Raw genomic sequence first — 14,208 nt, 5'->3', positions numbered from 1 at the left:
TTGATTTTTATCACTCTTTTAAATCGAAGCATAACAAAATCGAAACAGTTGGAACAACTATTTCGGTTTTGTTATGGGAACAACTGAAACGAAGTGGAAGGCGTTAGCTCAATTATTTTAGCGCTCTCTATTTGGAGTCTTTGTATGATTCAACTTGAAAACTTGCGTCAAATTCTGTTCAATAATTCGTTCTTGTTTTTGGGTTTCCTTGCACTCTTTATGTTTTTTGTATAGCTCTTGTCGCTTATTTTCTAAGAACTGTACTTGTCGATATAACTCATCTTTTACCTGCTTACTCGGTTTCATATTAACTTGTTTAAGACTGTTAATAGCAGTTTTGTATAATCGGATAGCCGATTCTTGTTCCTTGGAGTTCATTATCTGCTTACCCGCAGATCGATATATTCTTTTTGTATTTTCATAAATAATGAGTTGCTTCAAAATAAATTGCTTATTAGCTAATTCTTTTTCAATTACTTTTATTTCTGCCATATTAGCATTCATCATTTCTTCATTACTTAATTTTTTCTGTTCCCACTCTTCAAGAGAAGTAATACCAAGCTCCTTCAATAAATTAACTACCTTCGCAGTTTGCTTAAGGTTATGCAATTTTGCCCAATGCTCATAGCCTTTACTTTCGATGACTTTCTTATTATTTTCCAATGCAACCATAACACTAAGTGGCTCGTTTTTCAGGTTTATTTTCTTAGTTTTTTTGATTGGCTGCGTATCTTTTTGTACGATACGTAATTTGATATTTTCTTCTGTATAATTTTCGCCTAATTGCATCGCTCGTGTGAATCGTTTTTGTTTTTCAGCACGAAAAGCAATATGCTTACCATATTTAATCTCATATCCTTGCGTTTTCATTTGGCTTGCGAAATCTTCGAATGTCTTACTACTTTTTATACACATATCAATAGCAGTTCTCAATTGTGTCTTCCAGCTGTTTCCTTGCTGATCCATTTGCCATTCATAGTGACTTTTTCCTTTATTTTGGTTTGGTGGAATTACAGATAGTCCATGTTCTATACATAATACATCGCTTTCCTCTCTCAGCTGATAATATGTTTTAGTACAATCATTATATTTTTTATGATCCATAAAGCTAGATGCGCAAAATATCACATGATTATGGATATGTTCTTTATCTATATGTGTCGTTAATATATACTCATATTTACCTTGTAAATGTTGTTCCAGTAATTGTTTGCCGATTTCATGTGCTTGTTCTGGGCTAGTTTCCTCAGGTTTAAACGATTGAATAATATGATAAGCTTTATTAATACCTCCTGAGCGACTATTTTGGTCTAATGTTAATTCAAACTCCAAGTCGGCAGTTTCTGGTGCGCAGGCATAACTATAAACATATTTAGCTTTGATTGGATCTAGAATATATTTCATTGCTTTATCAAGCGTTTTTTTGATAGACCATATCTTTGTAATCGCCATACTTTTTGCATCATCTCCTCTATATTTTTAATATCTGCTTTTGAAATTCTATTATCCGTATTTGCTACCCGTGCAATTTGATTAATATTCGTACCAATTTTATTTAGCTCCAAAGTAAGTTTTTTAGTTTCATCATAATTTGAAACAATAATCGCACCATCAATCGCCATCTTTCTTAAATAAGCTTCACGATTCGTTATTCCTGCTTCTTTCATTTTCATTTCAATAAATGTCTTTTCTTCCTCAGTAACTCTAAATTTCAAATCTATATTTCGATTTCTATTTGCCATTCTTTTATTTTCTTCCTTTCCAATATTATTTTAAAAACAAGGGGTTTGGGGATTTCCCCAACAAGCAATTTCAAACACGAGTCGCGAATGCGAAACGGGGTGAAATTTGGATATGGGGTACCATATCCAGTGCTTGCTTCTCTATTACTTTTCAAATTTACGTGATAATAAAAAGAAGAATGAAATTCACTCTTCTCTAAATTTTTGAAGCAAATCAATTGTATAAGCTATTATCTCAGCTGTTGCTCTATCAACTGGTTGAGCATTTTTCAATAGTTCATTAAACTCATTTATTTGATTTCTGAACGCTTTAAATACTCTCGGACTATAATTTACTGTTATTTCTTCTTTTAAGACTCTGTGAATCAAATAGTCTTGTTTATTCAGACCAGACAGTTTGACCAATTTGTTCAAGTGTTCATTTTCTTCTGGTGATACTCTAAATGCAACTATCTTATTTCTCCAACGTCCCTGTCTGTCTAATGCTTTCACTGACATGATTAAATTCCTTCTTTCAAATTATTTAATGAGTTTGCTATTTCGTTTTGCTTCGTTGGAAATAGATGAGCATAATGATACGTAATATCAATACTCTCATGCCCAACTCAATCTGCAATTGCTACTGCTGAGAATCCCATATCAATGAGTAACGATACATGCGAATGGCGTAAATCATGAATTCTTATTTTCTTGATGTTCTGCTCTGTAGCACCACGTTTCATCTCGCTATATAATACAGCTTTCGTAATAGGGAATATTCTGCTTTTTGGTTTACAACCGTATAATCGCGAAATGTAATCCTGCATCTCATCAACTAGAAAATCTGGCATATTAATAATGCGTTTACCCTTTTCAGTCTTTGGTGTTGTAATGATATCTTCGCCTTTAATTCGTTGGTATGATTTGGTGATAGAAACGGTTCCTTCTTCAAAATTAAAATCGGAGGGCGTCAAAGCCAATAACTCACCAACGCGGATACCACACCAATATAAAATTTCAAAAGCATGGAAAGAAATATCTTTATCCATCATTGAATCTGAGAATTTGATATATTCTTCTTTTGTCCATACAAGCATTTCTTTATCAGATTTCTTACTACCCATACAACCTACAGTTCTAGCAGGATTGGATTTCAAATCATAGAAACGAACTGCATGATTAAATATTGCTGTCAATTGATTATGAATCGCTTTTAAATATGTGGGTGAAAATCCTTCTCCCCTATCATTTCTATAACCTATTAACTCATTTTGCCATTGGATAATATCTGATGGTTTAATTTCGTTTATTTTTCGTTCACCAAAAGCAGGTATTATTTTTAGGTTAATGATATATTCTTTACTAATCCACGTATTGTATTTAACTCTAGTTTTTATATCACTTTTATACATAGATACAAAATCCTTAAACTTCATATCTAGGTTATTTTCACTTTGTAACTTAAAATTATTTTCCCATTCTTGTGCTTCTTTTTTGGTCTTAAATCCCCTTTTTAATTTTTTAACTCGTTTACCTTTCCAATCTTGATAATAGAAAGAAACAAACCAATTTCCTTTGTCTTCGTCTCGATATGCTGGCATTTTATACAGCCCCCTTTCATTACATTCCATAAAATTGTTCTTCTAAATATTTTTTACTTACTTTGCCACGAATAGTGCAGTAGCCTTTCTTTTCTAATTCTTTATTTAATTTTTGAATTAATTTATAAGCATAGGGCTTTGACATTCCTGTTATTTTCGCTACCTCACCTGCGCTAATAAATAAATCATTTGTCATTCATTCACCTCTTCCTAGACGTATCCCCCAAATTATATTAAACATATTTGTTTATGTTTATTTATATATCATACTAAACTTTTTTGTTTAAGTCAATAAATACTAAACAAATTTGTTTACTTATTTTTCTTCTGGTGATATAATGGCAATATAAGTTAGATAAGGGAGGCGCATAGCTATGTCAGTTGGCTCAAGAATTAGGCGCGTTAGAAAGTTTAGAGATATGACTCAAAAAGAATTGGGCATTGCATTAGGCTATGATGAAAAAAGTGCCGATGTTCGTATTACTCAATATGAAACTGGAACACGAACACCTAAAATAGATGTGTTAAATGCAATGGCAGAAGTTTTAAACGTAAATATTTTATCCTTGAGAGAACCCGATACCAAATTGTATGCTGCTGAGGATATAATGAGTATCTTATTTGAGTTAGATGATGAAGGTGGCTTAAATCTTTTTGATGTTGAAGATGATAGTGATCCTGAATTACCCGAAACTCGTATTGGTGTAGTGATTAAATATCGCATACTTCAAAACTTTCTTAAAGAATGGCAACTTAGAAAACAGGAATTAAAAGACGGCTTAATTACCAAAGATGAGTATACTGAGTGGAAAATTAATTGGCCTTCTTCTGCTGATGAAAATGGAAAAAATACACCAAATACCACATGGAAAAATAATAAATAGTATCAAAACAGTATCAGAGACTCCTATAAACGCAAAAAAAGCCCTTAAAATAAGGACTTTTTTTGTTTACTTGTTTATTCCCATTCCACAGTCGCGGGTGGCTTACTCGTAATATCATAAACAACCCGATTCACATGCGCAACTTCATTCACAATCCGCGTTGAAATCAATTCTAACACTTCCCACGGAATTCGTGCCCAATCTGCGGTCATTCCGTCAATGGAGGTTACCGCGCGGATGACAACTGTGTGATCGTACGTGCGGCCGTCGCCCATCACGCCTACGCTGCGGATGTTTGGTAGTGCTGTGAAGTACTGCCAGATTTCGCGGTCTAGGCCGGCATTTTTAATTTCTTCGCGTAAAATGTAATCGGAATCGCGGACGATTTCTAGTTTTTCTTCGGTGATTTCGCCTAATACGCGAATGCCTAGTCCTGGGCCTGGGAATGGTTGGCGCCAAACGATGGCATCTGGCATTCCTAGTTCGGTTCCTAGTGCGCGTACTTCGTCTTTGAACAGTGTGTTTAGTGGTTCGATTAGTTGGAACTGCATGTCTTCTGGTAAGCCGCCAACGTTGTGATGTGATTTAATTGTTTGTGCTGTTGCTGTGCCGCTTTCGATAATGTCTGTATACAATGTTCCTTGGGCTAAAAATTCTACGCCGTCCAGTTTTGTCGCTTCGTCATCGAATACGTAGATGAATTCATTACCAATTGTCTTACGTTTTTGTTCGGGATCGGAAATTCCTGCGAGTTTGTTCATAAAGCGTTCTTTTGCGTCCACTTTAATGATGTTCATATGGAAGTCACCGTATAGTGTCTCCATGACTTGTTCTGCTTCGCCTTTACGCAATAAACCATGATCAACAAAAATACATGTTAGCTGGTCGCCAATGGCTTTGTGAATTAACACGCCGACAACCGAGGAGTCAACGCCGCCGGAAAGGGCTAGCAAGACTTTCTTGTCGCCAACTTGTTCACGAATTTTGGCTACTTCGACGTCAATGAAATTCTCCATTGTCCAGTCGCCTTTACAGCCGCAAATGTTTAGCGCGAAGTTCTTCAATAATTCGTTGCCGTGTATGGAGTGGCGCACTTCGGGGTGGAATTGCACGCCGTACATTTTGCGGTCTTCGTTTGTAATCGCTGCGATTGGGCATGATGCGCTCGTTGCTGTTACTTCAAAACCTGCTGGCTCTGCAACTACAAGGTCACCGTGACTCATCCATACGATTTGGTCTGTTGGTAAACCTGCGAAAAGGCGAGACGGTTTCTCCACGTTAATGCTCGCTTTTCCGTATTCGCGGTCTTTTGCGGGCTCTACTTTTCCAGCGAAATGGTTGGTCATTAATTGCATGCCGTAGCAAATGCCCAAAATTGGAATACCCATCTCAAATAGATCTTCGTCGCAACGGAACGCGCCTTCGTCATAGACACTGTTTGGACCGCCTGAGAAGATAATTCCAGTTGGATTCAAGGCTTTCATTTCTTCTACTGTAATCGTATGTGGGTGTAGCTCGCTATATACGCCAAATTCACGAATGCGTCGTGTAATTAGCTGATTGTACTGGCTACCAAAATCAAGGACGATAATTTTCTCTTGCTCTGTAAAGTCTTTCATCTTTTTTCACAAAACCCCTTTAAAATTTATTTATGTAAGCTGCGCGTTTTTGAATGTACTTCTTCTTATTGTAACGTTTGCTAGCCATTCTTGCAACCCGAAATTTGTATGAAATCAGTCGTTCATTAATGCAAGTCCTTGTTTTAAAATCAAATCTCCGCGCATTCTCCCAAATGAAAGCGAATCAATATTTTCACACGGAATTTCGAGTTGTTGTAATACTTTTTCGGCATTTTTGAAAAGATATTTGACTTGTGGTGATACTAAAACGGCGTCGACACGGCTGAAACCTTGAAGTCGTAGTGTGGTGATCATGTCGATTGGACCCATGACGACGACGAGGTCTTTGTCTTCGTGGGCTTTGACGCGGTCATATTTTAGGTCTTCTGGAAACAATAGCTTGGCTTTCATACCTTCTTTTTCGGCTTCTTGTACGACGCGCTGAGCCATCATGCTTGATGTGGCCCCACCTGCGCATACGATAAGTAGTTTTTTCAAATCCGTCCCCCCTATTTTAAAAACTGCCCTTAAAAAGATAAGGACAGCTTCTTTCAACTTATAAACCTTTTCCGCCTACAACGTCCATTTTTACGCTTTTTTCGATGGAATGGATAAGTGGTTTGGCGCGTTCAATGACGGCTTTGACTTCTTCGTTATCAAGTGAGGCTGCGTGATGGCCCTCGTCCGTCCATACTTCGCTAACGATAACGGTATCGGGATCTTCTTCGTTTACGCTAACGACATACTGGATGCATGCGTTGTATTTATCAAGCCCAGTCGCTGCCTCCAACAAAATGTTTACCAATGCTTTGCGGTTTCCTGGATGGGCTTTGAATTTCGTAATTAAGCCAAATGCGATTTTCATTGTCATCTCCTCCTCCACTTTACTTCTTCCAAAAATCGTCAAAAACAGTAATCGCCATGTGACGCTTATGTTGTGTTTTTAAATACCAATTTTCAATAATTATCGCGGTTTCGGTCGGTAATTTCTTGCCTTCTAAATAGTCGTCGATGTCATCATATGTGACGCCGAGCGCGACTTCATCTGGCAAGGCTGGTTTGTTTTCTTCTAAATCGGCGGTCGGTTTTTTAAGATACAGATGTTCTGGGCAACCGAGCGTTTTTAGAAGGGCTTTGCCTTGGCGTTTATTCAGGCGGAAAAGTGGATTAATGTCTGTGCCACCATCGCCGTATTTCGTGTAAAAGCCAGTGACTGCTTCGGCGGAATGATCGGTTCCTACGACAGCACCGTGATTCATCGCCGCAATGCTATATTGGGCCTTCATGCGTTCGCGAGCCTTCTCGTTTCCTTTTGCAAAATCGGAAAGATCAATATCAGCGTCCCGCAACGTTGCTACACTTGCATCAACCGCCGCTTTAATGTTGATAGTTACAACTCGGTCTGGCTCGATAAAATCAAGGGCATCTTGGCAATCTTCTTCGTCAAACTGCGTTCCATAAGGCAGGCGCACAGCGATAAATTGATAGGACTCGTCTCCCGTTGCTTCGCGCAATTCACTGATGGCGATTTGCGATAATTTGCCGGCAAGCGTTGAATCTTGTCCTCCAGAAATGCCTAATACAAGCGTTTTAATAAACGGATATTTCGTTAAATAGGCTTTTAAAAACTCCACACTTCGGCGAATTTCAGCCGTTTCATCGATTTTTGGTAAGACGTGCATTTCTGCAATAATTTGTTTTTGTAAACTCATTCTCTAAACCCCTTTCACTTGCTTAAAATGGGAGATCGAAATTGACCGGCGAATGTTTTTGAACTGTTTTGCGGACGTTTTCGATGTTTTGCATTTTATTTTTCCAGCACTTGACGCTTAGGTCTACGGGGTATTGTTCTGGGCGCACGGTACGTTGGTATTCATCCCAAAGCAAGGCTAGATTTTCTTCTTTGTATTTTCTTGTTTGTTCTAAAGATGGTCTTTGATATACTAATTCCCCATTTTCGTAAATTGGAACCAATAATTCTTTGGCTTCGAAATTTTCTACTTCTTTTGTGATGTATGTGTGGACGGGATGGAACATCGTTAAGCTCGTAACGCCTTCTAATGACTCGTTTTCTAGACAAATATAGTCGCCTTCTGCTTTTGGTCCATCTTCATGTGTGATGATGCGGTAAACGTTCTTTTTGGCTGGTGTTGTGACTTTTTCGGTGTTGCTGGAGAGTTTGATGGAGTCTTGTAACACATCATTCTCATCCGCGATTGCCACGAGTTTGTAAACGGCACCTAGTGCAGGTTGGTCGTAAGCCGTGATTAGCTTTGTGCCGACACCCCACGCATCGATTTTCGCTTTTTGGGCTTTTAGGTGGAGAATGGTTGTTTCATCCAAATCGCTCGACGCAAAAATTTTCGCATCAGGAAATCCTGCTTCATCTAGCATTTGGCGGGCTTTTTTAGATAGGAAAGCCATGTCGCCACTGTCTAAACGAATCCCGATAAAGTTAATCGCATCGCCCATTTCTTGTGCCACTTTAATCGCGTTTGGAATACCGGATTTTAGTGTATCGTACGTATCTACAAGGAAAATCGAGTCTTTGTGTGTTTCGGCGTAACGTTTAAATGCTTTGTATTCATCGCGATAAGCTTGAACCATCGAATGCGCCATTGTGCCAGAAACAGGAATTCCGAAAATTTTGCCCGCACGGATATTACTTGTCGAGTCACAGCCACCGATATAGGCCGCACGTGTCCCCCAAAGCGCTGCGTCCATTTCTTGTGCGCGACGTGTTCCGAATTCTGCTAACGGCTCGCCTTCGACTACGTTTTTGATTCGGGCTGCTTTTGTCGCGATTAGCGTTTGAAAATTCACAATGTTAAGCAGGGCCGTTTCGATTAATTGCGCCTCCGCTAGGTTTGCCTCCACCTGAATAATTGGCTCGGTTTTAAATACAAATTCGCCTTCCACGACAGAACGAATCGTCCCGGTAAAGCGTAAATTTTTAAGATAATCTAGAAATTCTTCTTCAAAAGCTGTTTCTTCGCGCAAGTAAGCGATATCGCTCTCGGTGAAGCGCAAGTTCTCCATATAGTCGATAATCCGTTCAAGCCCTGCAAATACGCAAAAACCCGTGTCAAACGGCATATCACGGAAGAATACTTCGAAAACAGCGCGGCGCTCGTGAATATTATCATCCCAATACGCCTTCATCATATTAATTTGGTATAAATCTGTGTGCAACGTTTTACTATCATCTGGAAATAAAGTCATGCCCCATTCTCCTGTCTTAGTTTTCTTATAAAACATCATAGCGCAGTTACGGAAAAAATGCTAATGTTTCAAGCCTAATTAAACAAAAAACACTTCACTCACGATTTTGCGAGTCAAGTGTCCCTTATTTACAAGTTAAAACGATAGCCCGCGCCCCAAATGGTTTCGATGGATTCGGAAAAATCGCCGTGGCTTTCTAGTTTTTCGCGGATTTTGCGGATGTGCACGACCACCGTTGATACGTCTCCCGCCGCCTGCATTCCCCAAATTTGTTCGAAAAGTTGTTCTTTATTCCAAACGCGGTTCGGGCGCTTCGCAAGAAATACGAGTAAATCGAATTCTTTCGTTGTAAAAATGATTTCTTGATCTGCAACAAAAACTTTGCGGCCATCTAAATCAAGCGTCAAATCGTGTACTTGTAAAATCTCATTTTGTGATGCGATATTGTTTTTTGCAAGTCGTTCGTAGCGCGCCAAATGTGCCTTCACGCGTGCTACTAATTCACTCGGGCTAAACGGTTTCGTAATATAATCATCCGCGCCAAGACCAAGTCCGCGAATTTTATCAATATCTTCTTTTCGGGCAGAAACAAGCAGAATTGGCACTTCCTTCTTCGCGCGGATTTCCCGACAAATATCAAAACCACTCATGTCTGGCAACATAATATCGAGAATAATCAAGTCAAAATCGTCTTGTAATGCCAGTTCCAGGCCGCGCGCACCATTTCGCTCAATCGTCACTTCCATCTCGTTAATCTCCAAATAATCACGTTCTAGCTCCGCAATTTCCAGCTCATCTTCTACTAATAATATCCGCTTCATCCTGCTTCCTCCTCTTTCAATGGCAGCGCAACGCATACCGCCGTTCCAACTCCTAGTTCACTCGTTGCCCAAATCCGCCCTTGATGCTCCTCCACAATTTGTTTGGCAATCGATAAACCAAGTCCACTTCCACCTGTATTCGAATTTCGCGATTGTTCCTCACGATAAAATCTGTCAAAAATTGCGTTTAAGTTGGCATCAGGAATTCCTTTTCCATTATCACCAAATGTGATTATCGCCATGTCCTGTTGTTTTTCTAGTTGAATTGTTATTTTTGCTTGCGTCTTGTCCATATATTTCATGCTATTATGAATCAAATTCTCAAAAACACGCTTTAATTTCTCACGATCCGCGTTCGTCATTAGTTTTTCATCTGGAACGGTAAGCGAAATCTGTGCATCTGGAAAACTAAATTCGGATTCCTCCGCAATTTGTGCTAGTAAGGCGTTTAAATCCACACTTCGCATGTAAAACGGCTCTTTATGCAAGTCTAACTTGGAGAATAAGAATAGTTCATCAATTAACGCGTTCATATCTTTGGCTTTTGTATGCGCGATTTCTAGGTATTTCTCTTGTTTTTCAGGGGTATTTGCGACACCGTCCTGAATGCCTTCGATATAACCAACGATAGATGTAATCGGTGTTTTTAAGTCGTGCGAGATATTGGATAATAGTTCTTTGCGGTTGTTTTCGTATTGTTCTTGGACTTCTAGTGATTTTTTAAGCCTGATTCGCATTTTTTCGAAGGTCGAGATAAGTGTTGCGATTTCGTTTTTGCCTGTTGTCTTCTCCATTTCGAAGTCGAGATTGCCTGCTTCAATTTTTTCCGCGCCTTCTTTTAAATGCAAGATTGGCTGAATGACGCTTTTCGCAACGAAATAACTGAGCAATGCGATGACTAAAAAGCCGAATAATAAAATAATCCCAACAATCGGTATGCCCCATTTTTGCATAATTTCGGTATAGGAGTTCTCGGGTTGAAGCACCATCACGCTACCGTGCGAGCCTTCTGAATAAAGAAAGTCAAACTTAATATAACGGAACAAATCGCCTTGATTATCAATGGTTCCGCGCATGTTCAAGTTATTTAGTTCATACTCTGGCATGTGAACTAGCAGTGATTTCTTTGATAATTCAGAGGAGGAGTACACGATCGTATCATTTTTTCGAACGACGACTTGGATACCGCTATTTTCCAACTTTTCGAAGTTCTGATATTGTAATAGTTTGTCTGGTGTATTTTTTGCCAACATTTTTAGCTCTAAAAAGGCGTTTTCTTCGTCGGTAGATAGCGGGCGTTGTAAGGTGGCCGATTTATAGAGTTGGCCTGGTGAAGCGCCTGTTAATGTGCACACGCCAAGCACGAATGCGGAGATTAGAAAAACGCCGGTCAATAGAATGACAGCAATATAAGATAGCATAAATCGCATTTTTATAGACATAAAACTTCCTCATTTCATTGTACTATAGCAAGCATATAGTGAAATCGCCGTTTTAACAAGAGCTTTGGGCGGAAATTAATGTTTATTTAAGAATGCAAAAACCCCGACCAGCAAAAATGCCAAATCGGGGGTTAAATTAACGCAAATCGTCTTTAATTTTTGTTGTAGAAATACCGGTTGTTCGTGGCAAATATACCACTTCGCAATAATCTTTTAGGAAATCAAATTCGCCTTTCCAATCATCGCCCATCACAAAAATATCAATATTGTGGTCCTTCACGTCTTGAATCTTCTGCTCCCAGTCACTTTCGGGAATCACTTCATCGACATAACGAATCGCCTCTAAAATTAATTTACGATGTTCAAAGCTGTGGTAGGCCTCTTTATGCTTCAAACGATTGAATTCATCCGTTGAAATCGCGACTACTAAATAATCGCCGAGTTCCTTCGCGCGTTCAAGCAACTTAATATGACCCCAATGCAATAAATCAAATGTGCCATATGTAATCACTTTTTTCATGCAAACACCTACTTTCCTAGACCAGTATATCAATAAATTAGCATTTTCGCCAGCCTATTCCCGCTCCATTTCCACTTTCAAAAAGTCTACAAATCGCTGACTCGACAATCCATCTGAATATTTATTCCAACGCGCACCAAAATCACGAATTTGCGCTGTATAATCTTCCGGATTCTCAATCTCACGAATTACTTCGCCTGTCATCGTGCAAAGCTTCCCTGGCAATCCATTCGCATACCCATCCGCAAGACCACGACTCGCATCATACGCATCCTTGTCATATGCAAAGAAAATCATCGGCTTTTCAAAAAACGCAAATTCAAACGGAATAGACGAATAATCCGTAATCAAAATATCCACGACTGGCAAAAGCTTCTCAATTTCCATTTCCTTGTCCACAAAAACGCAGAAATCATCATCTTGTTTCGGCAAATCTGCCAACATAGAAGGATGTAATTTCAACAATAATTTGTAATCAGCGCTCAGCTTCTCTTTCATTAACGCGACATCCAAATGTAATTTCGTATCATCTAGCGCCTCATCGCGAAACGTTGGTGCATACAAAATGACTTTTTTACCGTCTAATCGATACTTTTTAACGCTGTTTTGTTTATTTTGCTGTAACGCTGCCTCATCGAAATAATAATCCGTCCGCGGCACGCCAAGCTTCAGCAAACGCGAATCATCTAGCAAAAACGCACGCTTGAAAATTTCGCCCATCTCGTCTGAACCTACGAGTACTTTGGAAAACGTTTGGTACACCGCTTGAAAACGCGCTTTATCCGCATCCGAACGCGCTTGCGCCGCCTTGTCTTCCCAGCCGAACTTCTTAAGCGCCCCGTTCGCATGCCAAATTTGCACACACGTCGCGCTATCACGCCATTTCACACCAGCAAGCTCCGCAAAATAATTATCCGTCACGACCACTTTTGCCGTACTTAAATGAAACATCAAACGTATCAAATTCCCATTTGTCTTCGGCAATGAACGCATGAAGTTCCGCGCCATCCCGTCCACATTCAACCGTGGATCATAAAAAACGATTGTTTCCGGCAAATAATGCATTTTGTCCATTTCTCGCAAAATCGCCGTCGGATTTTCCGGAAAACTAACCAGCATCACCACTTTTTGTTGCATTGGAAAACGTCTAAACACAAAGCCTAACACCTGAATTGCCGTCATATAAAGCTTGATCGCTACATTTTTCATCTACACACACCTACTTTTTAAAGACAATTTTCACAGTTTTTTCCGCTGCGTGCCCATTCTCCCATTCACAAAACTGTTGGAAAAATTGGCGATGACTCTGCGCTGGTTGCTCCAATGTCGCGGCAATCTCATCCATCAATTGCTCATTCGTTTCCACCAAAGGACCCGGCGCATTTTTCTCAAAATCAAAATAAAAACCACGTAACGTATCGCGATATTCCGCCAAATCATACGTAAAGAAAATCATTGGCCGATCAAGGTTCGCGTAATCAAAAAAGACCGACGAATAATCCGTAATCAACACATCACTCACTAAATACAAATCACGAATATCGTCATACGCCGACGCATCGCGAATAAAATCCCCGTACTGCGCAAAATCAAACTGCTCCGCCACCAAATAATGCATCCGCACCAGTAGCACAACATCCTCACCAAAACGTTCCTTCATCTGCGCAACATCGAATTTCAAATCAAATTTATACTCGCCCATCTTGTAAAAATCATTATCCCGCCACGTCGGCGCATACAGCACGACCCGTTTCCCGTCAGGAATCGCCAATTTCTGCCTAATATCAGCAATCAACTGCTCCTTATTCGGGCTAAACAACACATCATTTCGCGGATATCCCGACTCAATCATCGCACCCGTATACCCAAACGCACTGCGGAAAATCTCACTCGAATACGCATTTGGCGCAATCAAATAATCCCATTTCGCGGCCTCACGTACAAAATCCGCCTTATATTGCTCCGTCGTCTGGCCTGGCATATGTACCTCATCAATATCCACACCAAGCTTCTTAAGCGGCGTCCCGTGCCACGTCTGCACATAAACCGTCTTCGCAGGCTTTGGCAACTCAAGCGGCAAGCGACTATTCGAAATCCAATATTTCGCCCGCCCCATCGTAAACAACCATTTCACCGAAAATCGCGTCACATAAGGAACACCATGCTCCTCAAAAAGCTTCGTATGGCGCGGATTAACACTCCACAAAAGCGTATACTCCGGTTCCTGCTCCAACATATACTCATAAATCGCCCGCGGATTACAACTATACTGCTTCCCAGAAAAACTTTCAAACATCACTAATTTTTGTTTTCGCGGTAAAAAGCCTACTAATCGAAATAAAAAATAATAGACTCCTTGCATTAATTTTGCCATTCGA

Annotated in this window: 16 protein-coding genes; 1 reads left to right on the top strand and 15 read right to left on the bottom strand. The window is 39.8% G+C overall.

What is annotated here, in order from left to right; genetic code table 11:
* Positions 1 to 117: 117 nt before the first annotated feature.
* The 5 genes from EP57_RS11075 to EP57_RS11055 form a co-directional block, all read right to left on the bottom strand.
* Positions 118 to 1,452, bottom strand: coding sequence for a relaxase/mobilization nuclease domain-containing protein (locus EP57_RS11075; protein WP_036086717.1), 1,335 nt, complete (start codon positions 1,450 to 1,452; stop codon positions 118 to 120).
* On the bottom strand, positions 1,401 to 1,742 hold the full coding sequence (locus EP57_RS11070; protein WP_036086715.1) for a MobC family plasmid mobilization relaxosome protein: 342 nt from the start codon (positions 1,740 to 1,742) through the stop codon (positions 1,401 to 1,403). The genes EP57_RS11075 and EP57_RS11070 overlap by 52 nt, the downstream gene beginning before the upstream one ends.
* A gap of 186 nt (positions 1,743 to 1,928) precedes the next feature.
* Complete coding sequence (locus EP57_RS11065) at positions 1,929 to 2,240, bottom strand: plasmid mobilization protein (protein ID WP_036086713.1); 312 nt, start codon at positions 2,238 to 2,240, stop codon at positions 1,929 to 1,931.
* A gap of 107 nt (positions 2,241 to 2,347) precedes the next feature.
* Positions 2,348 to 3,322, bottom strand: coding sequence for a site-specific integrase (locus tag EP57_RS11060; protein ID WP_438361525.1), 975 nt, complete (start codon positions 3,320 to 3,322; stop codon positions 2,348 to 2,350).
* Positions 3,323 to 3,341: 19 nt separating this feature from the next.
* On the bottom strand, positions 3,342 to 3,518 hold the full coding sequence (locus tag EP57_RS11055; RefSeq protein ID WP_003736261.1) for a phage-related protein: 177 nt from the start codon (positions 3,516 to 3,518) through the stop codon (positions 3,342 to 3,344).
* A 178-nt stretch (positions 3,519 to 3,696) separates the two neighbouring features.
* Between EP57_RS11055 and EP57_RS11050 the strand changes: the two genes are divergently transcribed.
* On the top strand, positions 3,697 to 4,206 hold the full coding sequence (locus EP57_RS11050) for a helix-turn-helix domain-containing protein (RefSeq protein WP_036086709.1): 510 nt from the start codon (positions 3,697 to 3,699) through the stop codon (positions 4,204 to 4,206).
* Between the two features lie 74 nt (positions 4,207 to 4,280).
* Here the strand turns inward: EP57_RS11050 and guaA are convergent, their stop codons facing one another.
* The 10 genes from guaA to EP57_RS11000 all read right to left on the bottom strand — a co-directional run bounded on the left by guaA (position 4,281) and on the right by EP57_RS11000 (position 14,204).
* On the bottom strand, positions 4,281 to 5,825 hold the full coding sequence (gene guaA / locus EP57_RS11045) for a glutamine-hydrolyzing GMP synthase (protein WP_036086705.1): 1,545 nt from the start codon (positions 5,823 to 5,825) through the stop codon (positions 4,281 to 4,283).
* A 114-nt stretch (positions 5,826 to 5,939) separates the two neighbouring features.
* Positions 5,940 to 6,323 (bottom strand): PTS sugar transporter subunit IIB, encoded by a 384-nt coding sequence (locus EP57_RS11040; protein ID WP_036086703.1) that lies wholly within the window; start codon positions 6,321 to 6,323, stop codon positions 5,940 to 5,942.
* A 58-nt stretch (positions 6,324 to 6,381) separates the two neighbouring features.
* Positions 6,382 to 6,690 (bottom strand): putative quinol monooxygenase, encoded by a 309-nt coding sequence (locus tag EP57_RS11035; protein WP_036086701.1) that lies wholly within the window; start codon positions 6,688 to 6,690, stop codon positions 6,382 to 6,384.
* Between the two features lie 19 nt (positions 6,691 to 6,709).
* Complete coding sequence (nadE, locus tag EP57_RS11030; RefSeq protein WP_036086699.1) at positions 6,710 to 7,537, bottom strand: ammonia-dependent NAD(+) synthetase; 828 nt, start codon at positions 7,535 to 7,537, stop codon at positions 6,710 to 6,712.
* 22 nt (positions 7,538 to 7,559) lie between these two features.
* On the bottom strand, positions 7,560 to 9,047 hold the full coding sequence (locus EP57_RS11025) for a nicotinate phosphoribosyltransferase (RefSeq protein WP_036086697.1): 1,488 nt from the start codon (positions 9,045 to 9,047) through the stop codon (positions 7,560 to 7,562).
* 128 nt (positions 9,048 to 9,175) lie between these two features.
* Positions 9,176 to 9,868, bottom strand: a complete 693-nt coding sequence (locus tag EP57_RS11020) for a response regulator transcription factor (protein ID WP_036086694.1) — start codon at positions 9,866 to 9,868, stop codon at positions 9,176 to 9,178.
* Positions 9,865 to 11,310 carry a sensor histidine kinase gene (locus tag EP57_RS11015; RefSeq protein WP_036086692.1) on the bottom strand — a complete coding sequence of 482 codons (1,446 nt, stop codon included), beginning with the start codon at positions 11,308 to 11,310 and terminating at the stop codon, positions 9,865 to 9,867. Before EP57_RS11015 ends, EP57_RS11020 begins: the two co-directional genes overlap by 4 nt.
* A 136-nt stretch (positions 11,311 to 11,446) precedes the next feature.
* Entirely contained in the window at positions 11,447 to 11,830 is a 384-nt protein-coding gene (gene tagD / locus EP57_RS11010) for a glycerol-3-phosphate cytidylyltransferase (protein WP_036086689.1), read from the bottom strand.
* Between the two features lie 54 nt (positions 11,831 to 11,884).
* Positions 11,885 to 13,039 (bottom strand): CDP-glycerol glycerophosphotransferase family protein, encoded by a 1,155-nt coding sequence (locus EP57_RS11005; RefSeq protein ID WP_036086687.1) that lies wholly within the window; start codon positions 13,037 to 13,039, stop codon positions 11,885 to 11,887.
* 10 nt (positions 13,040 to 13,049) lie between these two features.
* A complete protein-coding gene (locus EP57_RS11000; protein WP_036086685.1) occupies positions 13,050 to 14,204 on the bottom strand; it encodes a CDP-glycerol glycerophosphotransferase family protein in 1,155 nt (384 codons plus the stop codon).
* Positions 14,205 to 14,208: the final 4 nt, after the last annotated feature.

The sequence above is a fragment of the Listeria booriae genome, assembly GCF_000766865.1.
Classification (GTDB): Bacteria; Bacillota; Bacilli; order Lactobacillales; family Listeriaceae; genus Listeria_A; species Listeria_A booriae.
This window is presented reverse-complemented; position numbering and strand designations above follow the sequence as displayed.